Origin of the sequence: Bacillus sp. SM2101 (assembly GCF_018588585.1) — a bacterium.
GTDB lineage: Bacteria > Bacillota > Bacilli > Bacillales > SM2101 > Nanhaiella > Nanhaiella sioensis.
This window is the reverse complement of the sequence record NZ_JAEUFG010000021.1, coordinates 1-23,303: the sequence shown is the minus strand read 5'-3', so window position 1 is coordinate 23,303 and position 23,303 is coordinate 1. Positions and strand designations below refer to the sequence as shown.

Genomic DNA, 23,303 nt, shown 5'->3' with positions numbered 1-23,303 from the left:
AAGAATACAGCAATCCTAGTCGAATGATTAAAATAATACTAACCTTAGTAAAGAGTAAAAGGGTCAGACCCATTTCAATTGATGGGGTCAGACCCTTTATTGTTATCATTATTCTAAGTATCGTGCATGATGAAAGTGTAATTAGAGTAGTAAGTAATTAGTAATTAGTTAGCTGTTAATGGAGGTCCACCTAATTGTCCTATCTTCTCATCAATATTATTAAACTTTTTGAAGTTTTCCTGGAATTTTGCTGCTAGTTCAGTTGCTTTATCAACGTATTCTTGCTGGTTTGCCCATGTTTTTATTGGCTGTAGTACATCATCAGGTACACCAGGAACATGTAATGGTATTTCTAAACCAAATATACCTTCTTTTATTGTTTCAACGTTGGTTAATTCTCCTTCTAAAGCAGAACGTACCATTGAACGAGTAAATTCAAGTTTCATTCGGTTACCTACACCATATTCTCCACCAGTCCAGCCTGTATTCACAAGATATACTTGAGCACCATTTTCATCAATCTTATCACCTAACATTTTTGCATACCTAGTTGCTGGCAATGGTAAGAATGGTGAACCAAAGCAAGTTGAAAATGTAGCTTGTGGAGAAGTGATTCCTCGTTCTGTTCCAGCAAGCTTACTCGTATATCCACTTAGAAAATGGTACATTGCTTGTTCCTTCGATAGTTTACTAATAGGAGGTAAAACACCGAAGGCATCAGCTGTTAAAAAAATGATCGTATTAGGATGACTTGCAATGCTAGGAAAAATGATATTATCGATTGCCTGTATAGGGTAAGCAGCTCGAGTGTTTTCTGTAAGAGAAGAATTGTCATAATCAGGGTTTCTTGAGCAATCATCAACGATGACATTTTCTAGTACTGAACCGAATCGAATCGCATCGTAAATTTGTGGTTCTTTCTCTCGGGATAAGTTTATACACTTGGCGTAACAGCCGCCCTCTATATTAAACACTCCATTTGCTGACCATCCATGTTCATCGTCCCCTATTAATCGTCTGTTGGCATCAGCTGAAAGGGTTGTTTTACCCGTTCCTGACAACCCGAAGAATAAAGCGACATCTCCTTCTTGACCAATATTGGCTGAACAATGCATGGATAAAATCTCTTTTTCAGGGAGAACATAGTTCATAACAGAAAATATGGATTTTTTCATCTCACCTGCATACTCTGTTCCACCAATAAGTACTGTGCGCTTTTCAAATGAAATAATAATAAATGTTTCCGATCTCGTTCCATCAATTGCAGGATCTGCTTTAAAATTTGGTGCAGAAATGACAGTGAAGTCAGCGATATGCGATTGTAATTCCTCCTCAGTAGGACGAATAAATAGCTGATGTGCAAATAAATTGTGCCATGCATATTCATTAATCACTTGAATAGGAAGTTGGTATTTTTTATCAGCACCTGCGAACCCATTAAATACATAAATTTCATCTTTGTTAGCTAAATAATCGAGTACTTTATTATAGAGATTGTCAAAAGATTCCTGTGAAATAGGCTGATTTACTGTTCCCCAATCTATTTTACCTTTTGTAGATGGTTCATCTACAATATATTTATCTTTAGGTGATCGTCCAGTATATTTTCCTGTTGTAGATAGTATGGCACCTGAAGAAGTTAAAGTGCCTTCTTTTCTATTTAACACACTTTCAACGAGAGTAGGGACGGATAAATTGTGTAATGTATTTTTACGAGCTAGTAAACTTGATAATTCGCATGATACACTAACAGAATTCATGATCAAAACCTTCCTTTACGTTTTAATAATGTCGTTAACAATTCATAACTTAAAAATAGTATAACACATTAACTCAAATAGTCTATACTATTTATAATTATTTTATACTGGATTCAACATAATCGTACCATTCTTTGTAAAAGATACATAACGAAAATTTAATGAACAATTCAGCTCTTAACTATGTTGACATGTAACGGTTTACTACGTTAATATATTGTGTTGAACGGATACTCTCTTATCCCGAGCTGGTGGAGGGACAGGCCCTATGAAGCCCAGCAACCATCACTATATTTTCAGATTATGAGAAAATAATCTGCTTTGTTCTTAATGTGATAAGGTGCTAACCTGGTGCAAGGCACTTGTCTTGAACGATAAGAGTGAAAGGCGTGAATCGAGTATCTCAAACCTTTCCTCATGATTTGTAGGAGAGGTTTTATTTATTTCCAGTAAAAAGTTTGAAATTTTGGAAAGTAATATGGGAATGAGTTCCGTTTCAAAATATAACTATATGAAGTGGTTGCTTCATAAAGGAGGAAAAAGCTATGACAAAAAAACGTCACTTATTTACTTCTGAATCTGTAACTGAAGGTCACCCTGATAAAATTTGTGACCAAATATCAGATTCCATTCTTGATGCTATCTTAACAAATGACCCTAACGCCCGTGTTGCATGTGAAACGACCGTGACAACAGGGATGACCTTGGTTGCTGGGGAAATTACTACATCGACGTATGTTGATATTCCTAAGATCGTACGTGAAACTGTACGGAGCATTGGCTACACACGTGCAAAATATGGTTTTGATTCAGAAACCTGTGCGGTATTAACATCTATTGATGAGCAGTCTCCTGACATTGCAATGGGTGTCGATCAAGCACTTGAAGCTCGTGAAGGGTCAATGACAGATGAAGAGATAGATGCGATAGGAGCTGGTGACCAGGGCTTAATGTTCGGATATGCTTGTAATGAAACAAAAGAATTAATGCCGTTACCAATCTCATTAGCTCATAAATTAGCACAACGCTTAACAAAGGTAAGAAAAGAAGAAATTCTTCCATACTTACGACCTGATGGTAAGACCCAAGTAACTGTTGAGTATGATGAAAATGATAAACCTGTTCGCATAGATACGATTGTAATTTCTACTCAACATCACCCTGAGATCACATTAGAACAAATTCAACGAAATATTAAGGAGCATGTTATAAACCATGTTGTTCCTAAAGAATTGATTGATGCTGATACAAAATACTTTATAAATCCGACAGGTCGATTTGTAATAGGTGGCCCACAAGGAGACGCTGGATTAACAGGGCGCAAAATAATTGTTGATACGTATGGAGGATATGCCCGTCACGGTGGGGGAGCATTCTCTGGTAAGGATCCTACAAAAGTTGATCGATCAGCTGCATATGCTGCACGTTATGTTGCGAAGAATTTGGTGGCAGCTGGCTTAGCTGATAAGTTGGAAGTTCAGTTAGCGTATGCAATCGGGGTTGCACAACCTGTATCCATTTCAGTTAATACATTCGAAACAGGTAAGGTTGCTGATAAAGTGTTAGTTGACCTCATTCGTAATAATTTTGATTTACGTCCAGCAGGGATTATAAATATGCTTGACTTACGACGTCCAATTTATAAGCAAACAGCAGCATATGGTCATTTTGGACGCACCGATGTTGATCTTACGTGGGAACGTACTGATAAAGCAGAAGTGTTAAAAGAACAAGCATTGTCTCGAAGTAATTAATAAAGGTTGTTTTCGCATTGATTGTTGCTTTTCATATTAAGGAATCATTATTGCTGTTCTATTTTAAAGATAATAGCTACAAAATATACGAAAAATACCTCAATAAATAACTAGGGCATATCCCACATACAACATATTCTGTATGTGAGATATGCCCTTACTATGAATGACAATATTTTTTATAGGTAATAACTAAGATGGACTCTTAACTTCTGTCACATTAGGAAATATCGTTTTAACACTATCTGCAAAAGGACAGTAGTATACGAATATCTCATAGCCATTAATATCTATTATTCGTTTGCCAAAAGGAAACAAAGACAAGTTCTGAATTTCAAGTTCTAGGTTAGGAAAATTTTCGTTAATGAATTTTAGTACCTCATGTTCACGGTAGTCCACAAGTAACCCTCCTGATTTTTCAGAATTTTACAAACTATTTCTCTACTCTCATAAAAAATTCCTTTATAAATGAAAGAAAATAATGCATACTAACCGAAATATAGGAGAGTTAAATTTTTGTCGCTGGCTGTTTTGACATTGATTTTTGTTTTTTCTTCTAGGATTTTAGGATGTATATATCTAGTGTTCGTGGCATTTTTTCTTCTGTACAACGATGACTAACATATAAAACAACTTTTTATGGAACTAGTTTGGTACCAATAACAGAGTTTACAAAAAAAGCATTTAGTAAACATAGCAAGTTTACGAAAAGAGCCTTTCTGATTAGACAAAAAGGAAAATTGTGTATACTACTAACACTGCTCAATTCACTAGCTAAATATGATATAATTCTTAAATATATAAATACGAATTAGTAGGTGACTTACATAATGTGTGGATTCATTGGCTGTGTAAACAATACAGCAAATCATCAACGTAACGAAAATGACAAAGCTTTGTTTGAAAATATGAATAATATTATTACTCATAGAGGACCAGACGATGAAGGGTTTTATTTCGATGAACATATACAGCTAGGTTTTAGACGTTTAAGTATTATTGATCTTGAAGGGGGACATCAGCCTCTTACTTATGAAAATGAACGTTATTGGATAATCTTTAACGGTGAAATATATAATTATGTAGAGCTTCGTGAATCTTTAGTCAAGGAAGGCTTTCATTTTAATACGAGCTCTGATACAGAAGTTATATTAGCTCTTTATAGCCACGAAAAGGAAAAAGCTGTAGAAAAACTAAGAGGAATGTTTGCATTCGTAATTTGGGATAAAGAGACGAAAACTTTATTTGGGGCACGGGATCAATTCGGAATTAAACCGTTTTTCTATATGGAGCAGGATGATTTAACATATTTTGCATCAGAAAAAAAGAGTATTTTGGCAGCGCTGAAGAACGGCTTAATAAACTATGAGGCATTGCAAAACTATTTAACGTATCAATATGTACCTGAACCTGAAACGATGTCATATGGCATTCGTAAATTGGAGCCTGGGCACTACTTTACAAAAAAAATTGGTGAGCCTATGAATATCTCACAATATTGGAAAGCCAGTTTTCATACGATACATAAGTCAGAGGATAAGCTCATCAAGGAAATTCGTGATGTATTATACGATTCGGTGAAAATACATATGCGTAGTGATGTGCCTGTTGGATCCTTTCTTTCAGGTGGAATCGATTCTTCGATTATCGCATCAATAGCAAAGGAATTTCACCCTAATATAAAAACTTTTTCTGTAGGCTTTGAACGTGATGGTTTCAGTGAAATAGATGTAGCGAAGGAGACAGCTGCAAAGCTTGGTTTGGAAAATATAAGCTATGTTATCTCTCCAGAAGAGTATATGCAAGAGCTTCCAAAAATTATTTGGCATATGGACGATCCGCTTGCTGACCCTGCAGCAGTTCCGTTATATTTTGTCGCCAGAGAAGCCAGAAAACATGTTACTGTTGTATTATCTGGAGAAGGTGCAGATGAATTGTTTGGTGGGTATAACATTTATCGTGAGCCGCAATCTCTTGAAATGTTTAGTAATTTACCTAACTTTGCAAAATCTGCTCTTGCTAAAATTGCTACAATGTTACCGGATGGTGTGAAGGGAAAAAGTTTTATTGAGCGAGGAATAACACCAATGGAGGAGCGGTACATTGGTAATGCCAAAATGTTTGAAGAAGCAGATAAACGTAAGCTTTTACGTGACTATAATTCACAACTAGACTATCGAAAAATTACAGCACCATTTTATGAGGATATCCAAGGCTATGAACCTGTAAACAAAATGCAGTACATTGATATTCATACGTGGTTGCGTGGTGATATTTTATTAAAGGCAGATAAAATGACGATGGCTCATTCACTTGAATTACGTGTGCCCTTTTTAGATAAAGAAGTTTTCAAAGTGGCTTCAAAAATTTCACCAGAAATGAAAACAGCTCAAAATACAACGAAATATATTTTACGCAAAGCTGTTGAAGGAATTGTACCAGCTCACGTGCTACAAAGAAAGAAGCTAGGTTTTCCTGTACCAATTCGTCACTGGCTGAAAGATGAGATGTACGATTGGGTAAAACAGATCATTCAAACTAGCGATACAGATCATATCTTTAATAAAGAGGTACTTTTATCACTACTAGATGATCATTGTGCTAATAAGGGTGATTACAGTAGGAAAATTTGGACAGTTGTTATATTTATGATTTGGCATCAGGTGTATATTGAAAAGAAATTTGATTTCGAGTCAATGTATGAGCGAGCAAATGAAACAGCTTAAACGATAAGATAAGTGCAAGTGTATTGCACTCTCACGAGAAGCGCTAGAGTTGACTCACTCGAAGGCGCTTTTTGTCTTTGGAAAAGAATGGTGTAGCGAGGTTAAGGGATAATCTCTAAGCACTTAATGTAGCTTAAATAAAAATTTTTTGTTGCTATTATTACTTATATAGAAGAGTTAGAACTGCTTTTACGTCGACATTCATTTTAACGAAGAAAAAAGATACTCAAAGCGCTAGTCATTGTGATTATTTTGCGAGAATGCGAAAACAGACATGCATGAAAAAAGTCAGGTCATTACTCCATGTAGGTAATGGCCTGATTCCCCATTTGTTGCCAAGCTGCGATGAAATGGTCTCTAGGAACTTTTTTATTTTTTTCGCCAGTAAGAGGGTCATTAAAATAGATGAACTCTGAATCGTATCCTGTAATTAGAACCGAGTGTTCAAAATAAGTAATTTTTATTTTTCCATTAGGAGTTTCCCAGTGTTCAAATTTATCATTAGATAATTTTTGATATGTAGTATTAGTAATCACCCATACAGGTGATCCAATTGATAAATACATTTCAATTTCTTTGAAGTCACGATCAGTTAGATCAATGATCTTTGAAGGTAAATATTGCTCTGCAAGCTGTTTTATTGGTTTAACATACACACCATACCCTCTTTTATTACGATTATACATATCTCCTACAAACCCATTGTTTGGATGCCCGTAAGAAATAATGCCATTTTTCTTTTTGTATGGTGTTGGATCTTTTGCTATTTTTTCAGCTAATTCCATTTTATCAACAACGACACCCGCATATTGTAAAAACATTGCTAATGCCGTTACTTCACAACCACGAGGAAGTTCAGGAAGTTGTGAAAGTGCTGGTGCTTGTAATAGTACAGAATCTTTGATTTTTATCATCGTATTTTGTATGATTTCAACATCATTTTCAGGTGCTTGAGCTTCTACCGAAGTATGATTTGCTTCTCTCAATGTCGACACAGGTAGTTTTTTTATGAGCAAAATAATACATATTATGAATAGAATGAGTATACAGGATATAATTGTTTTCTTTGCTTTTTTTTGAGTTTTGTATAGGTATACAAGATACCCAATTATGATAATAATTAGTAGCCAAAATAAAAATATCATTTTTTCTCCTCAAATATTATATAATACAAGTCAATTGTAGCCATTGTAATTCTATTGTTGAATTTATGATTTTCTGCTAGAATATCCCCACTTTAAATAGAATAAACATTTCAACTTTAGCTGCTCTGCAGTATTATTGTTTATCTTGTAGACTCTTATAATATTGGCCCTTCTCTACATATTCACTGCGAATTCTGTGCATTTCCTTTAGGTCATCTTCAGTTAATTTCCTAATAACTTTTGCAGGACGCCCAAAGGCTAATGTATACGGTGGGATTGTCTTGCCTTGTGGTACAAGGCTTCCCGCTCCAATAAATGCGCCTTCTCCAATCTCTGCCCCATCAAGAACAATTGAGCCCATACCAATTAGTGCTTTTTTTCGAATAATTGAGCTATGGAGAATCACTTGATGGCCAACTGTCACATCATCTTCAATAATTAAAGGTTTATTGGGACTTTGATGTAAAACAGAGTTATCTTGAATATTAACACGGTTGCCTAAAGTAGTCGGTGCAACATCACCACGAATGACAGTATTAAACCAAATTGAGCACTCATCACCTATAGATACGTCACCAGTGATTGTCACGTAATCAGCAATAAATGCTGTATTTGCTATTGTAGGGGTTACACCCTTGTACGGATAGATCATGTTCACAATCCCTTTCATTAATAGTAATAAACGCATTTCTAGCAGTCCCAGCTTCAGTGCCTATCTCCTCGAGTCGCTTCACCAATACACCTGAAGTCAAAAAGCGCCTTCATGTGTATTGGTTCCAGCGCTTGTCGGAGATGAACAAGGCGCTTCCGCATTTCAATCTGTCCAGCTGCGCCTCCTAGCCTCTCGAGTCGTTTCGTCAATGCCCACAAAGTCAAAAAGCGCCTTCATGTTCATTGACTCCAACGCTTGTCGAGGCTGTACAAGTCGGCTTCGCATTTCTTACTAAGTATAGTTTTAAATAAGTGTAACAAATTATTAACACATTCGAAATGAATTTATTATACGATTAAGGGGGGATCATAATGAGATTATGGCATGCTGAACAGCCTCTAGGGGTGATCGTGATCATTCATGGTGCTTGTGAGCATATAGGGAGGTATAAGTGGCTTCTGGAGATGTGGAGGTCGATCGGTATGCATGTTGCGATGGGGGATTTACCTGGACAAGGTACGTCAAGAAGAAGACATCGAGGTCATATTGATTCTTTTGATGATTATATTGAGGAAATAGAAATGTGGGTGCAAGAAGCACTTACATTTAAACTCCCTGTTTTTATATTAGGTCATAGTATGGGTGGGCTTGTTGCAATTAGAGCCATGCAGGAAAAACAATTACCTATTCATGGTTTAATGCTATCTTCTCCTTGCTTAGGGCTAGTGGAACATCCTCCAAAGGGTTTGGAGTGGGTCTCAAAGGGGTTAAATTACCTATTTCCTGAAAAACTGTTTGAAGCAAAGTTGTCTGCTGAAATAGCAACTCGTAATAAAGATATTCAAGAGCAGGATAATAATGATTCTTTGTACGTTACAAAAGTGTCGGTTCGTTGGTATCATGAATTATTGAAGGCAATGAAACTTGCTTATCGAAATATTCATAAACTACCAGATGTACCGTTGTTGCTAATGCAAGGTGGTAGCGATAAAATTGTTGATAAAGTTGTTGTAAAAGAATGGTTTGATCACGTAAAATGTACAGATAAAACATATAAAGAGTGGATTGGCTTATACCATGAAATATTTAATGAACCAGAACGTGAAAATGTGTTTAACTTCGCAAAAAGTTTTGTTGAAAAAGAAATTAAGCTATATGAAAACTTGAATTGATACATAGAGGTGATTTTTTGAAAATACCAAGTGAACCAGTAGGCTTGATGAAAAAAGTGTATAAAGAGGTATTACCAACTGTACATCATTATTTAGCATATTGGCGACACAAAGCGGAAAACATACCGAATAAAGAGCTTAGAAAGCAGGCAATTGCTAGCATAAATGACAAGACATTTCATTGTGAAGGTGGATCTATTTTGGCACTGCTTGCCAAAGAGCACCTGGATGATTGTATAGGATTTATTGTCGCATATCAAACGATCAGCGATTATTTAGATAATTTATGCGATCGCAGTACATCACTTGATCCAAATGATTTTCGTGCCTTACACAATTCAATGCCGCATGCACTTACGATTCACAGTGATAAGGAGAATTATTACAGATACCGTGATGAACAAGCTGATGGTGGATATTTACATGATTTAGTAACTACTTGTCAAAGAATTTTACAAAAGAGTAAGCATTATGAACAGATTGCTCCTTATTTACTAGAGCTTTCTCTTTACTATTGTGATCTACAAGTCCATAAGCATGTAACTATCGAAGAAAGGGTACCACGTTTAGAAAAGTGGTTTGAAGATTATGAATCGGAGTTACCAAAAATGGAGTGGTACGAATTTTCAGCTTGTTCAGGATCTACATTAGGAATCTTTTGTTTAGTTGCCTATTCATTTAATGACTATTTTGAAGAAGGTATGGCACAAAAAATTCGTAATAGCTATTTTCCTTATATTCAAGGTCTGCACATACTATTGGATTATTTTATTGACCAGGAAGAAGATCGACAAGGTGGAGATTTGAATTTTTGTTTTTATTATCAGAATCAGGAAGAAATGATTCAGAGATTTATCCATTTTGTTGAAGAGGCAGATAAAAATACAGCTGGGTTACCTGACGAGAAGTTTCATCGTCTAATTAACAGAGGTTTATTAGGCATTTATTTATCAGATGAAAAGGTTAGTAAACAAAAGGATGTTAAGCAAGCAGCTAAGAAGATTATTAAACTCGGTGGATCAATATCAAAGTTTTTTTATTTTAATGGTCGAGCATATCGAAGGCTACAACGTTGGAAACCAAATTTGAATGTAGCGACAGCCAAACCGAATTAGGGTATACCATTTTGTTGTAATTCGGATAAAGAATTAATTTTCGTGAAATAACATGACTAAAGCCCAATTGATATTGGGCTTTAGCGTTTTTCAATGGCAATAATGAACGGTGGATTATTAACTTGATTAATAAACTTATATTGTAATACACTGGCATCCTTTTGATTGAGGGTGGCAGCGTAATGTAATATTTCATCACGTTCAATTTTCCCTTCAGGGTGCCCAGAATAAATAACAATTATAATAATTCCTCCTACTGCCAAAACAGATAACAACTGTTCTAGAGCTTGAATCGTGCTAGTGGGCTTTGTTACAATTTCCTTATTTCCTCCAGGCAAATATCCTAAATTAAAAACAGCTGCTTTTATATGACCGTGTAGCTCAGTTGGAATCGTATCGATGATCGTATCATGACTAGCCTGATATAGTGTAACGCCGTTATAAATATTATGAGTTTCTAACTGCTTCGTTGTACTTAAAATTGCTTGTTCCTGAATATCAAATCCATATATATGTCCAGATTCTCCGACAAGCTGGGATAGAAATAATGTATCATTACCATTTCCAACTGTTGCATCAATTGCGAGATCACCTTTAGATAATGTTGCTTGTAATAATGTTCTCATATACGGTAAGACACGTTCTAATTTCATTTAATGCTCACCTTGTGTACTGCGTGCTTACCTTGATAGCTGTCACGACGCTTGAGTTCCGCATCAATTGCGTTAAGAACTTCCCACTTATTCACACTCCACATTGGACCAACCATTAAATCGATTGGACCATCACCTGTAATACGGTGAATGACCATTTCAGGTGGTAAAATTTCCAACTGGTCACATACTAAATTGACATAATCCTCGAATGATAAAAATTCTAGTAAGCCCTTTTCGTATTGTTTGACCATAGGTGTCCCTTTTAACAAGTGTAATAGGTGAATTTTCATGCCTTGAACGTCCAATCCAGCAACAAATTTAGCCGTTTCCATCATCATTTCGTTTGTTTCTTGAGGTAAGCCGTTAATTATATGAGAACAAATATTAATATTGTGCTTTCTAAGCTTCTGTACACCCTCAACATAGCAAGCTAAATCATGTGCTCGATTAATAAGATCGGCTGTACTTTGGTGCATTGTCTGTAATCCTAGCTCCACCCATAAATATGTTTTCTCGTTTAATTCTGCCAAATATTCTACTACATCATCAGGCAAGCAATCAGGTCTTGTTGCAATTGATAGTCCAACAACTCCATCTAAATTTAACACGGATTCGAATTTTTCCCTTAAGACATCAACAGGGGCATGTGTATTCGTATATGCTTGGAAATAAGCTAAATACTTACCGTCTTTCCATTTATCATGCATTTTATTTTTTATTGAATGAAATTGCGTAATAAGATCATCAACACGATTTCCTGCAAAATCTCCTGAGCCTGCTGCACTACAAAATGTGCATCCTCCATGAGCAACAGTGCCGTCTCGATTGGGGCAGTCAAATCCCCCATCTAAGGCAACCTTAAAAACTTTATGGCCAAATGTTTGTCGTAAATGGTAATTCCAAGTATGGTATCGTTTATCATCAGTAGCATATTGAAATAGGTTATTCTGAGTCAAGTCAGTAACCTCCTTATAAAAATTTCCAAAGAATAGCCAAACAGGCTGTAACTTAGCCAACGTCCATATCTTAAGCATTTTATCACGATTAATAAAATTTATACAAATGTAATTATTGTGTTGGAAATGATTAGATGGAGTCTTAAATGATAGAAAAGAACGAATAGGTAAAACTAATTATTGAATTAAATTGAAATAAAGGAGGCAAGTTGCGAGATGGCTACACGTCAGTCGGTACATGAATTTATTCACAGATGTGAAGAAACATTAAACTTTGCGGAAGAGCAACTAACTGAGGCGAGAAGACAAGAGCATTACAATGATTATGAGTTCTCTCAAGCACAGCAGCAGCTGGAGAATGCAAATAATGATTTAGCTCATCTTGCCCTTAGCTGTAATGCCCAACAAAAAGAACAATTGCACAGAATGCGGCTACAAATTCAGGAACTACAGAACGAGATGATCTTACAAGATCATTAGGAATATTCAATATAGCTGGAGGGTATTATGAAAAAAAGATCTAAACAAAACAATCCTGAGCAGAAAACGAAAAATGGAATAAATAATAATGATATTGAATTAGGTCGTGAGTTTGATCCTAAAAAAATTGCTAAGCAAAATTACGCCGAAAAGGGGCAACCAGTAACATCAAAACAACACAAAAATAAATAAAGTAAAAATAATTAGAAAGCAGTGTTAGCAATTATGGACACTGCTTTTGTTAGGCTTTTTTCGCAAACTCTGTAGCTATGTTTACTAAAGGCTTTTTTTTGTGAATACTGTTGTTGTTACCAAGTCATCGTTGTCCAGAAGAAACAATAACAAGGATGCTAGTTGTCTATCTGGTTATTTCTTAATACGAAAAAAAACAATCCATGAGAAGATGGCATTACTTTACTTGGACAATATGACAGTTTTATGAAAGCTTATTAATTTTTTATGGGACCATATATGCAAAAATAAGCAATAACCAATACGAAAACAGCCTTCGTTAATTAACCAATAATGTAAACTGTTAGGGATTTTCACACGGATATATTCAAGCTTGTGTTGGGGGATTTTAGGATGTGTTGTTGCTTTTCATGTTATTCCGCTTGAATTTTGAGGTGCCATTTCTTCAACTAAATCGTTTACTTCTCGTTCTACTGTTATGTATGTAAAAAGCAACAAATTTCAGAAAGGGTGTCTATTTTAAAGATATTTTTTATTGCTATTCTAGCTTAGAGCGAATACAATATGTGCGGTGAACTATGTAATAATTTAAGCGCGTATGAGGAGGAATATTTATGCCTCGGTCATTGTATTTTGTTGTGGTTGGTATGGCAATTTTAGTTACAGGGTCATCGTTTCTTTGGCCTTTAAGTACGATTTATGTTCATGATTATTTAGGTAAAAGCTTAACAACAGCAGGTGTCGTTATTATGTTTAATTCTGCTGCTGGTGTAGTAGGAAATTTGCTAGGTGGAGTCATTTATGATAAGTTTGGAAGCTTTAAAACAATTGTTTCAGGTGTATCTGTTACTTTATGTGCCTCAATAATGTTGATATTCTTTCATGATTGGCCTCATTTTGTATTGTTATTAATAATTATAGGATTTGGCTCTGGAATAATATTTCCAGCTATGTATGCTCTAGCTGGTGCGGTGTGGCCTGAGGGCGAAAGGAAAGCATTTAATGCAATTTATGTTGCTCAAAATATAGGTGTAGCACTTGGAACAGCACTTTGCGGTTTTATTGCGTCATATTCATTTAACTATACGTTTATGGCAAGTGGCTTATTGTATTTAATCTTCTTTTTAATTGGAGTGATATGGTATCGACAGTTAGATGTTAAAGGGAAGAGTTCAGCTAATCATGACACAGAAACGATAGCAAGGAAAAGCAAGGTTAACTTTTATTCATTAATTATTCTTTGTGTAGGATATTTATTATGCTGGGCTGGATATGTGCAGTGGTCTACTACGATATCAACATATACCCAGGAATTAAACATTAGCTTAAAGCAATACAGTGTGCTGTGGACAGTAAATGGAATATTAATCATCTTGGGACAGCCATTAGTCTCTGCTTTTGTAAAACGCTTTGCAAAAACATTGAAATCTCAGATAGTTGTTGGAAACATCATATTTATTTGTTCATTCATTGTCGTTGCGAATGCGTCGGAGTATTCCTCTTTTATTACTGCGATGGTAATCTTAACAATTGGTGAAATGTTAGTATGGCCGGCTGTTCCAACTATTGCTCATCAACTTGCGCCTGAGGGGCGAGAAGGATTTTATCAAGGTATTGTAAATAGCACAGCTACAGGTGGAAGAATGGTTGGACCATTGCTTGGTGGATTGTTGGCTGATATTTATGGAATGAATATATTATTCATCGTTTTAATTATCTTCTTGGTGATATCAATCATAACGACTACCACATATGATTACAGGTTAAACCGACAAAATCAACAAGAGGGAATCAAGATGATGTGATAGGTAATATGTTAGTTTTGAAAAAATTTCTATATACAACTTGCAGTTTTATTTTAAATTCTATACAATACATAATAATGATGAAATATAATGATATAACAACATTGATAAGGAATAGTAATGAATGTTACACGTTATAGAGAGCTGGCGGGTGGTGCAAGCCAGACGTTGTATATTCATGAACTCACCTTTAAGTTGCAAGTGTGAAAATTCTGAGGTATGTTAAAACCCTCATAAGTAATGCTTGCCGTTGTCCGCGTTATGGAATGAAAAGCGAGTGTCATATTATGATACTAATGTGGGTGGTACCGCGGGAAGAATTAATTCTAATCCTCTCGTCCCTTTTTAGGGATGGGAGGTTTTTTACTTTATTTTAATGGTTAAATTTGTAAATAAGATGTTTGTAAGGAGGAAATACAATGAGTTTTAATCATGAACAAATTGAACAGAAGTGGCAATCATATTGGGAAGGGAACAAAACATTCAAAACATCTGAAGATAAAGGAAAAGAAAATTTTTATGCTTTAGATATGTTTCCGTTCCCTTCTGGAGCAGGTCTTCATGTAGGTCACCCAGAGGGGTATACTGCAACTGATATTATATCTAGAATGAAGCGCATGCAAGGTTTTAACGTTTTACATCCAATCGGCTGGGATGCATTTGGCTTACCTGCGGAGCAATATGCATTAGATACAGGGAATGATCCAGCTGAATTTACCGAACATAATATTAATACTTTTCGTCGACAAATTAAATCTTTAGGATTTTCGTATGATTGGGACCGAGAAGTGAAAACGACTGATCCAAACTATTTTAAATGGACACAATGGATTTTTTTAAAGCTGTATGAAAAGGGTCTTGCATATGTTGATGAAGTTGCAGTGAACTGGTGTCCTGCTTTAGGTACTGTGCTTTCTAATGAAGAAGTGATAGATGGAAAAAGTGAACGTGGAGGTCACCCTGTTGAACGACGTCCAATGAAGCAATGGATGTTAAAAATTACTGCTTATGCTGATCGTTTATTAGAGGATTTAGATGATCTAGACTGGCCTGAAAGCGTAAAGGATATGCAACGCAATTGGATCGGACGTTCAGAAGGTGCTGAGGTTACTTTTAATATTGCAAATTCCAAGGAAACGTTCACAGTATTTACTACTCGTCCGGACACTTTATTCGGTGCTACTTATGCTGTACTTTCACCAGAGCATCCTTTAGTAGACATTATTACAACTAATGAGCAAAAGGAAGCAGTAAATGTATATGTAGACAAAGTAAAAAGCAAAAGTGATTTAGAACGTACAGATTTAGCCAAAGATAAAACTGGTGTGTTTACTGGTGCATATGCAATAAATCCAGTAAATAATGCAAAAATGCCGATTTGGATTGCAGATTATGTGTTGATGAGCTATGGTACTGGTTCAATAATGGCTGTTCCAGGACATGACGAGCGTGACTGGGAGTTTGCCACAAAATTCGGACTGGAGATTACAGAAGTTGTAGCAGGTGGTAATGTTTCTGATGAAGCATATACTGGAGACGGTGAACATGTGAATTCAGACTTCCTTAACGGGTTAAATAAAGAAGAGGCCATTTCTAAAATGATTGAATGGTTAGTAACAAATGATCGAGGAGAAAAGAAGATTACTTATCGCCTTCGTGATTGGTTGTTTAGTCGTCAAAGATACTGGGGAGAGCCAATACCGGTCATCCATTGGGAAGACGGCTCGATTGAAGCGATCCCGGAAGAGGAATTACCGTTAACACTTCCAAAGGTTGATGACATTAAACCTTCGGGTACTGGGGAATCACCTCTAGCAAAAATTACTGACTGGGTAAATGTGGTTGATGAAAAGACTGGAAGAAAGGGTCGTCGTGAAACAAATACGATGCCTAACTGGGCAGGAAGTTGCTGGTATTATTTGCGCTATATTGACCCAGTAAACGAAGAAAAACTAGCTGATCCTAAAAAATTAGAAGATTGGCTGCCGGTCGATATATATATTGGTGGGCAAGAGCATGCTGTATTACATTTGCTTTATGCTCGATTCTGGCATAAGTTCTTATACGATATCGGTGTTGTACCAACGAAAGAACCTTTCCAAAAATTATTTAACCAAGGTATGGTTCTTGGAGAAAACAATGAAAAAATGAGTAAATCAAAAGGGAATGTTGTTAATCCAGATGATATAGTCGCTAGTCACGGAGCTGACACACTAAGGTTATACGAAATGTTCATGGGTCCACTTGATGCATCAATTGCATGGTCAACTACTGGCTTAGATGGAGCTCGTCGTTTTATAGACCGCGTGTGGAGATTAATTATGGATGATAACGACAACTTAAGTTCGAGTATTGTTGCTAATGACAATACTGGTGCATTAGAGAAAACGTATCATCAAACGGTAAAAAAGGTAACGGAAGACTATGAGGGGCTAAGGTTTAATACAGCTGTATCACAGTTGATGGTGTTTATTAATGAAGCATACAAAGCTGATGATTTACCAATACGTTATATCGAAGGTTTTGTAAAACTATTGGCACCTATATGCCCACATGTAGCTGAAGAACTGTGGGAAAAGCTAGGACATTCCGAAACGATTGCATATAGTGCATGGCCTGCATACGATGAAGCTAAGCTAGTTGATAATGAAGTTGAGATTGTTGTACAAATTAACGGCAAAGTTCGTGCAAAGCTGAATGTTCCTACAGAGATTTCAAAAGAACAGCTTGAACAAATCGCTATGGACGACATGAAGGTAAAAGAACAAATTGAAGGGAAAACAGTACGGAAAGTCATTGCTGTTCCTGGAAAATTAGTTAACATTGTTGCAAATTAATATTTAAAGGCTCTTTCCGTAAAATCTGTTGCTATTACTAACAAATTAGTACCATAAAAAGTAGCTGTATATATTAGTCATCATTGTACAGAAGAAAAGATGCGACGAACGCTAGATGTATACGTGCTTTTATCTAAGGACGAAAAGCAACAATCAATGCGAACAAAAGTTATGTAAAAGACAAACACATAAAGATCTCCTAAAATAGCCCACATTCTGTGGGCTATGGCGGGTTGTTGTCATTTGGATTCAAGGTGCTTGTTGCTTCTTTTTACAAGGAGATATTTTTCTTGATACTTTGTGTATACTTAAAACTATAATAAATGTGGATATGTTTTTATTAAAGGAGGCATTTTTCTATATGATGAATTCGGTAAAAGAGATTTCAACAACTGAGTTAGAACAGAAGTTGAATAGAGAAGAAAAGCTAAACTTAGTAGATGTGAGAGAAGATGATGAAGTGGCTACAGGTATCATTCCTAGTGCCAAGCATATAAAAATGGGGGATATCCCTAATCATCTCGATCACTTTTCAAAAGATGAAGAATATATATTCATATGTCGTTCTGGTGCGCGAAGTGAGCGTGTATGTCAATACATGCAGCAGCAAGGTTATAATGTGAAAAATATGGTTGGTGGTATGTTAGAATGGTCAGGGGATAAAGCATAAGTGATCTATTCTGAGTAGAGAAAGAGGTATTTTTCTCTACTCTCTTTTTTCTTTGTGCAGTACGATAAAAAGAATGAAATTGACCGATAAACAATGTAAATCGGTCAATAATTACGCTACCCCTAACAACTAGTTAGCATTTTCACCTGCATTTATTCCAGCTAGTCTTCCTGTGACTAATGCGGCTGTAATATTATAGCCACCTGTGTATCCATGGATATCAAGAATTTCCCCACAGAAATATAGCCCTCTCGTTAGCTTCGAAGACATTTGTTTCGGATTAATTTCTTTTACAGAAACGCCGCCACCCGTAACGAAGGCTTTTTCAATTGATAAAGTCCCATTTACTTTAAAAGAAAATTGTTTGCAGTCGACAACAAGAGCCCGAAGCTTGTCTTTTGCTATATGTGACATTGTGGATTGTGGATCAATGTCATTCTTATCAAATAAAAATAGTAAATATCTTTCTGGCACGATACCTTTCAAAACATTCCTAATTGCTTTTTTCGGTTCATTCTCCATTTTTCTTAATATCATTTGGAAGAGTTGCTCAGTATTTTTGTCTGGTAGTACATCAAGTTGCATCTCTACTTCTTTTAGATTAAATTTCTTCATTGTTTTTAATACAAATTGACTACAGCGCAGTGCAGCTGGACCCGATATGCCGAAATGTGTAAAAATCATATCCATTTGATGTGCAATGACATTTTTTCCTTTTGGATTTATCACCTTTAATTCAACATCTCGTAGGGAAAGGCCTTGCAATGTTTTTTCTTTAATAAACTGTTCATTAGATGTAATTGGCACTTCTGTTGGATAGAGTTCGGTAATCGTATGTCCTGCTTTTTTAGCCCATGCATAGCCATCCCCAGTTGATCCTGTATGCGGAACTGATTTACCACCAACTGCGATTACTACACTTTTAGCACGGATAAGTTCATCATTTTTTAATTCCACACCTATCACTTTTCCATCGTCATATATTACTTTTTTTACAGGTGTATTTGTTCTTATATGGACTTTTAAACGCCTAAGCTCATCAAGAAGAGCGTTAACAACAGATTGGGCATTATCTGTTATCGGGAACATTCTTCCGTGGTCTTCTTCCTTTAGTTGTATTTTTAGCCGTTCAAAAAAAGAGATGATATCTTCATTGTTATAAATCGAGAAAGCACTATGGAGAAAACGGCCATTACCTGGGATATGTTTAATTATTTCATCCACTGGTAGACGGTTAGTTACATTACAGCGTCCACCACCTGAAATTGCTAGCTTTCTGCCAAGCTTTTCTCCTTTATCAAGTAATAAAACGCGTTTTTTTTGTTCTGCTGCTGCAATGGCTGCCATTAAGCCTGATGGACCTCCACCGATTACAACTACATCATATTTCATAGCATTACACCAACCTTATGTTTAAATACGAAATGTGTTATTTGTTCAAAACTGCTTTAACCATGCTATTGATATTGGCTAGTTATATTACTTAGGCTAATTTATTGTTGTCAATGACTATCGAGGGGAAAGGCGCTCTCTTAGTCAAAAACTACAAAGGTTACCGATTAAGCTGTTTATACACTACTTACTGAACTATCCACTATGCCCTACCGATCACTACACATTATCATCTGAAAGCCTATCTACCTTCTAGTGATGTGACTCGAGCTATTTCCTCTTTGTCCACAGCATCCACTGTTCCCTTAAGGTCATAAGCTATCTAAAAAGAAGGTTCAAAAAACACCTCAGATGTGTCAAAGAAGTAGGGTGACGACATCCACTGTGACTCACTGGAAAGTGGAGCGATTTTAAGTCGATTCTAGGAACAAGCTTTTCTAAACTACCAACCATTATAACTGTAACAAAAGCAACATGAAAGTGATCATTATGATACAATACATAAGTATTTATACTAATTTTACTTTTTGAAGTTTAATGATAGGGTAGTGATCATATGAGTTCGAAGCTTTTAAGAGGTACTTTTATTTTAACGTTAGGTACAATGCTATCCAAGGTGTTGGGTATATTATACGTCATTCCTTTTACTGCAATTGTTGGGTCTGAAGGGACAACATTGTTTTCATATGCTTATGTCCCATATACAATCTTTTTAAGCATAGCTACAGCTGGTGTCCCATTAGCAGTCTCAAAATATGTAGCCAAGTATAATGCTATGGGAGAATACGGAGTAAGCAGAAGACTGTTCGAATCAGGCAAGGTCGTTATGCTTATTACTGGTATCCTATCATTTTTGTTATTATATAGTATTACTCCTCTGATTACTCCTTTTGTCATCTCAGAGGGTGAGAACACATTTTCAGAAGAAGACGTGGCTCTGGTCATTAGATCTGTAAGTTTTGCACTATTAATCGTTCCTGTAATGAGTTTAATTCGTGGTTTTTTCCAAGGTCATGAATCGATGGGTCCAACGTCTGTTTCCCAAGTCATTGAGCAAATAGCTAGAATACTATTTATCCTAATGAGTACATTTATCGTGGTTGTTATATTAGATAAGAGTGTGACAGTAGCAATAAGTTTTGCGACGTTTGGAGCTTTTATTGGTGCACTAGGTGGTTTGGGGGCATTAATTTGGTATTGGTATAAACGAAGAGATCATCTTAATCAAACTTTAACGCATGCAAAAGGGCAAGTACAAGTGTCTTTAACAGATATGTATAAAGAGCTCCTTTTATATGCAGCGCCATTTGTTTTTGTTGGAATTGCAAACCCGCTATTTCAAGCTATAGATATGTTTACTTTTAATCGGGCAATGGGGGCAATTGGCAAAGCTGATGTTGCTGAAAGTGCCTTTGGTATTTTAACGTTTCAAACCCATAAGCTTGTATTGATTCCTGTATCTTTAGCTGTATCCTTTGGGCTAGCTTTAATTCCTACAATTACAAAAGCATTTGTTGAGCAGAAGGGACAGTTGTTAACAAGACATTTAAATCAAACTTTTCAAATTGTATTTTTTGTAACTTTCCCAGCTGTAATTGGGTTATCTCTATTAGCTGATCCAGCATATATCATGTTTTTCGGACTTGAAGATGTAGAAATTGGTGGGAAGATATTACGCTGGTATGCACCTGTTGCCATTTTATTTGCTCTATTTTCTGTGACAGCGGCTATTTTACAAGGAATCAATCAACAGAAATTTACGGTGATTAGTTTAGGAATTGGACTTTTTGTTAAACTATGCTTAAACTATATTCTTATTATCCAGCTTGGAGAAATCGGAGCTGTTATTGGTACAGGGCTAGGCTATGCAGTTAGTGTGCTATTTAACTTTTGGGTTATTCGCAAATATGCTAATTATAGTTATCACTTAGTAATCCGTAGAACCATGTTAATGACTGTTTTTACGGTTATCATGGTCATTGTAGTTGCCACTACACTATTCATCATGTCCAGCTTAGGAATATCATCTGAAAGTAGCAGAGTTTTATCGATTGGAATTGTAATCATATGTGCTATAACCGGCGGAGCGAGTTATTTTTATTTAAGTTATCGTACAAAATTATTATATCTTTTACTTGGAAATAGACTACCATTTTTGCGAAAAAGGCAGGCTGTTGGTAAAGAATAAAATGATAAAAAAAAATTAGCGAGCAGAAAAACAATCTCAGGAGGGAGTTTGTCAAAATGAGAATTGATAAATTGTTGGCAAACGTTGGCTATGGTAGTAGAAAAGAAGTAAAGAAACTATTAAAGTCAGGAGCTGTCAAGGTAGACGGTGTGACTATAAAAGATGCAAAGACTCATATTAATCCAAATGAACAACAAGTTTCTTTACTTGGTGAAATAGTTGAATATAAAGAGTTCATTTATTTAATGATGAATAAACCTCAAGGGATTATATCTGCAACTGAGGATGAAAGACATGAAACGGTGATTGATTTACTTGAATTTGAGGATGTAATCTACGAACCATTTCCAGTTGGGAGACTTGATAAAGATACGGAGGGACTTTTATTCATTACAAATGATGGTAAGCTGGCTCATCAGCTCTTATCTCCTAAAAAACATATACCGAAGACGTATTATGCAATTATTAATATGGAAGTAACAGAAGAAGATATTACTGCATTTAAAAACGGTGTTCAATTGGATGATGGGTATATAACAAAACCAGGTCACTTAACGATTATAAGATCTGGTATTCGTTCTGAAATAGAATTAACGATAACAGAAGGAAAGTTTCATCAAGTGAAACGAATGTTTGAAGCTGTTGGAAAAAAAGTAACATATTTAAAACGTCTTAAGATGGGAAGTCTTAAATTAGATGAATCACTTGAGCTTGGAGAATATCGAGAGTTGACAGATGAAGAAATAGATTTGTTAAAAACGGGAAACACTTCAATATCGGATTAGCTATAAGTTCGTCATGTTTGTTAAGGATAATGTTAAGAGGCTGGGACATAACTAGCTAAAAAAATGAAAGAGGTGAATATGAGCTTCCTCAAATTCACCTCTTTTTATTTTTGTACTTGAATACTTTTACTATCTTAGTTGTTGGCAGTGAATTTATTTAAATTCACAGCCATTAACGCAAGACCCATTTCGTTTTCAACCTTCGATTTTCCACGTACAGAAAATCGAGAAAAACACAAATTCGCCTTCAAAAATCCAAAAACTGGTTCCACATCGATTTTTCGTTTTCGATAGATGGCACTCGTTTTCTCTTCTGAAAGCTTCGCTCTTACATATTCTTTTTGCTGTTCCCATTTTTCATTCACCATTAGTTTTCGATTGTTGCCTTCTTTTGCTTTTGTACATAATGAACGGAATGGGCATGAGGAACAGTCTTCACACTCGTAGACTTTGAACTTCCGTTCAAAACCTGTACGGTCATTGCGAATAGAATGATATTGAAATTGAAGACATTTTTGATTAGGGCATGTATATGTATCTGTTTCCTCATCATACTCCCAGTTGTTAGGATTAAATTTGTCTTGTCGGTACTTTTTCTTTTGTTCCTTTAAATACAGGTTATATGTAATAAGTGCTTCTCGTTTTCTATTAGAAAGGATATCAGCATAGTTCTGCTCACTACCATAACCTGCATCTACAACAATGTGGTTCGGTAACTCGAAATAATGTTGCTCAATTTCATCTAGAAATGGAATTAATGTACGTGTATCTGTTGGGTTTGAAAACAAACTATAGGCAAGTGTATATTGACCTTCCGTTGCGATTTGTACATTGTAACCAGCTTTCAATTGTCGGTTTTTCATATAATCGTCTTTCATTCGCATAAATGTCGCATCGGGATCTGTTTTAGAATAACTATTACGTGAGCCAAAGATTGCTACGTCTTGTTGATATTTCTGTTTACGTGAGACGAAATCAATCAATTGCTTTCGAATTTGTTTTGGATACTTACGTTCAC

20 protein-coding genes, 1 riboswitch and 1 other annotated feature are annotated in these 23,303 nt (G+C 35.8%); of the genes, 11 read left to right on the top strand and 9 right to left on the bottom strand.

Features of this window, described 5'->3' with window-relative positions; translation table 11 throughout:
- Nucleotides 1–164: 164 nt before the first annotated feature.
- Nucleotides 165–1,760 carry a phosphoenolpyruvate carboxykinase (ATP) gene (pckA, locus tag JM172_RS17670; RefSeq protein ID WP_214483706.1) on the bottom strand — a complete coding sequence of 532 codons (1,596 nt, stop codon included), beginning with the start codon at nt 1,758–1,760 and terminating at the stop codon, nt 165–167.
- 235 nt (nt 1,761–1,995) lie between these two features.
- Nucleotides 1,996–2,141, top strand: a riboswitch (SAM riboswitch).
- 164 nt (nt 2,142–2,305) lie between these two features.
- Here pckA and metK point away from each other — a divergent pair.
- Complete coding sequence (gene metK, locus JM172_RS17665; protein WP_214483705.1) at nt 2,306–3,514, top strand: methionine adenosyltransferase; 1,209 nt, start codon at nt 2,306–2,308, stop codon at nt 3,512–3,514.
- A 192-nt stretch (nt 3,515–3,706) separates the two neighbouring features.
- On the opposite strand, the gene JM172_RS17660 is transcribed toward metK, so the two are convergent.
- Nucleotides 3,707–3,913: a hypothetical protein gene (locus tag JM172_RS17660; RefSeq protein ID WP_214483704.1), complete on the bottom strand. Its 207-nt coding sequence runs from the start codon at nt 3,911–3,913 to the stop codon at nt 3,707–3,709.
- Nucleotides 3,914–4,344: 431 nt separating this feature from the next.
- Between JM172_RS17660 and asnB the strand changes: the two genes are divergently transcribed.
- Nucleotides 4,345–6,240 carry an asparagine synthase (glutamine-hydrolyzing) gene (gene asnB / locus JM172_RS17655; protein WP_214483703.1) on the top strand — a complete coding sequence of 632 codons (1,896 nt, stop codon included), beginning with the start codon at nt 4,345–4,347 and terminating at the stop codon, nt 6,238–6,240.
- A 296-nt stretch (nt 6,241–6,536) separates the two neighbouring features.
- On the opposite strand, the gene JM172_RS17650 is transcribed toward asnB, so the two are convergent.
- From JM172_RS17650 to JM172_RS17640, 3 genes are all read right to left on the bottom strand, one after another.
- Complete coding sequence (locus tag JM172_RS17650; RefSeq protein ID WP_352223756.1) at nt 6,537–7,235, bottom strand: C39 family peptidase; 699 nt, start codon at nt 7,233–7,235, stop codon at nt 6,537–6,539.
- A gap of 283 nt (nt 7,236–7,518) precedes the next feature.
- Nucleotides 7,519–8,037, bottom strand: a complete 519-nt coding sequence (locus JM172_RS17645; RefSeq protein WP_214483752.1) for a gamma carbonic anhydrase — start codon at nt 8,035–8,037, stop codon at nt 7,519–7,521.
- Between the two features lie 53 nt (nt 8,038–8,090).
- Nucleotides 8,091–8,246 carry a hypothetical protein gene (locus JM172_RS17640; protein WP_214483701.1) on the bottom strand — a complete coding sequence of 52 codons (156 nt, stop codon included), beginning with the start codon at nt 8,244–8,246 and terminating at the stop codon, nt 8,091–8,093.
- Nucleotides 8,247–8,408: 162 nt separating this feature from the next.
- Between JM172_RS17640 and JM172_RS17635 the strand changes: the two genes are divergently transcribed.
- A complete protein-coding gene (locus JM172_RS17635; protein ID WP_214483700.1) occupies nt 8,409–9,209 on the top strand; it encodes an alpha/beta hydrolase in 801 nt (266 codons plus the stop codon).
- 17 nt (nt 9,210–9,226) lie between these two features.
- Entirely contained in the window at nt 9,227–10,324 is a 1,098-nt protein-coding gene (locus JM172_RS17630) for a tetraprenyl-beta-curcumene synthase family protein (protein ID WP_214483699.1), read from the top strand.
- An 80-nt stretch (nt 10,325–10,404) separates the two neighbouring features.
- On the opposite strand, the gene mnmM is transcribed toward JM172_RS17630, so the two are convergent.
- Together mnmM and mnmL are read right to left on the bottom strand one after the other, a co-directional pair.
- The gene (gene mnmM, locus JM172_RS17625) at nt 10,405–10,977 is read right to left on the bottom strand and encodes a tRNA 5-(aminomethyl)-2-thiouridylate-methyltransferase MnmM (protein WP_214483698.1); all 573 of its coding nucleotides are present in this window, start codon (nt 10,975–10,977) and stop codon (nt 10,405–10,407) included.
- Nucleotides 10,974–11,936, bottom strand: a complete 963-nt coding sequence (gene mnmL, locus JM172_RS17620) for a tRNA modification radical SAM protein MnmL/YtqA (protein ID WP_214483697.1) — start codon at nt 11,934–11,936, stop codon at nt 10,974–10,976. Before mnmL ends, mnmM begins: the two co-directional genes overlap by 4 nt.
- 216 nt (nt 11,937–12,152) lie before the next feature.
- Between mnmL and JM172_RS17615 the strand changes: the two genes are divergently transcribed.
- The 5 genes from JM172_RS17615 (at nt 12,153) to JM172_RS17595 (ending at nt 17,920) form a co-directional block, all read left to right on the top strand.
- Nucleotides 12,153–12,416, top strand: coding sequence for a YtzC family protein (locus JM172_RS17615; protein ID WP_214483696.1), 264 nt, complete (start codon nt 12,153–12,155; stop codon nt 12,414–12,416).
- A 27-nt stretch (nt 12,417–12,443) separates the two neighbouring features.
- Nucleotides 12,444–12,608 (top strand): glycogen biosynthesis protein GlgD, encoded by a 165-nt coding sequence (locus JM172_RS17610; protein WP_214483695.1) that lies wholly within the window; start codon nt 12,444–12,446, stop codon nt 12,606–12,608.
- Nucleotides 12,609–13,222: 614 nt separating this feature from the next.
- Nucleotides 13,223–14,413 carry an MDR family MFS transporter gene (locus JM172_RS17605; protein ID WP_214483694.1) on the top strand — a complete coding sequence of 397 codons (1,191 nt, stop codon included), beginning with the start codon at nt 13,223–13,225 and terminating at the stop codon, nt 14,411–14,413.
- 95 nt (nt 14,414–14,508) lie between these two features.
- Nucleotides 14,509–14,759 (top strand) — a binding site (T-box leader).
- Nucleotides 14,760–14,832: 73 nt separating this feature from the next.
- On the top strand, nt 14,833–17,250 hold the full coding sequence (gene leuS / locus JM172_RS17600) for a leucine--tRNA ligase (protein WP_214483693.1): 2,418 nt from the start codon (nt 14,833–14,835) through the stop codon (nt 17,248–17,250).
- 364 nt (nt 17,251–17,614) lie between these two features.
- Nucleotides 17,615–17,920, top strand: coding sequence for a rhodanese-like domain-containing protein (locus tag JM172_RS17595; protein WP_214483751.1), 306 nt, complete (start codon nt 17,615–17,617; stop codon nt 17,918–17,920).
- Between the two features lie 129 nt (nt 17,921–18,049).
- Here the strand turns inward: JM172_RS17595 and JM172_RS17590 are convergent, their stop codons facing one another.
- Complete coding sequence (locus JM172_RS17590; protein WP_214483692.1) at nt 18,050–19,312, bottom strand: BaiN/RdsA family NAD(P)/FAD-dependent oxidoreductase; 1,263 nt, start codon at nt 19,310–19,312, stop codon at nt 18,050–18,052.
- A gap of 556 nt (nt 19,313–19,868) precedes the next feature.
- Between JM172_RS17590 and JM172_RS17585 the strand changes: the two genes are divergently transcribed.
- Both JM172_RS17585 and JM172_RS17580 read left to right on the top strand, forming a co-directional pair.
- Nucleotides 19,869–21,500 (top strand): putative polysaccharide biosynthesis protein, encoded by a 1,632-nt coding sequence (locus JM172_RS17585; RefSeq protein ID WP_214483691.1) that lies wholly within the window; start codon nt 19,869–19,871, stop codon nt 21,498–21,500.
- 56 nt (nt 21,501–21,556) lie between these two features.
- Complete coding sequence (locus tag JM172_RS17580; protein ID WP_214483690.1) at nt 21,557–22,285, top strand: pseudouridine synthase; 729 nt, start codon at nt 21,557–21,559, stop codon at nt 22,283–22,285.
- A gap of 134 nt (nt 22,286–22,419) precedes the next feature.
- On the opposite strand, the gene JM172_RS17575 is transcribed toward JM172_RS17580, so the two are convergent.
- The coding region (locus tag JM172_RS17575; RefSeq protein WP_214483689.1) for a transposase at nt 22,420–23,303 on the bottom strand (884 nt) is incomplete at its 5' end.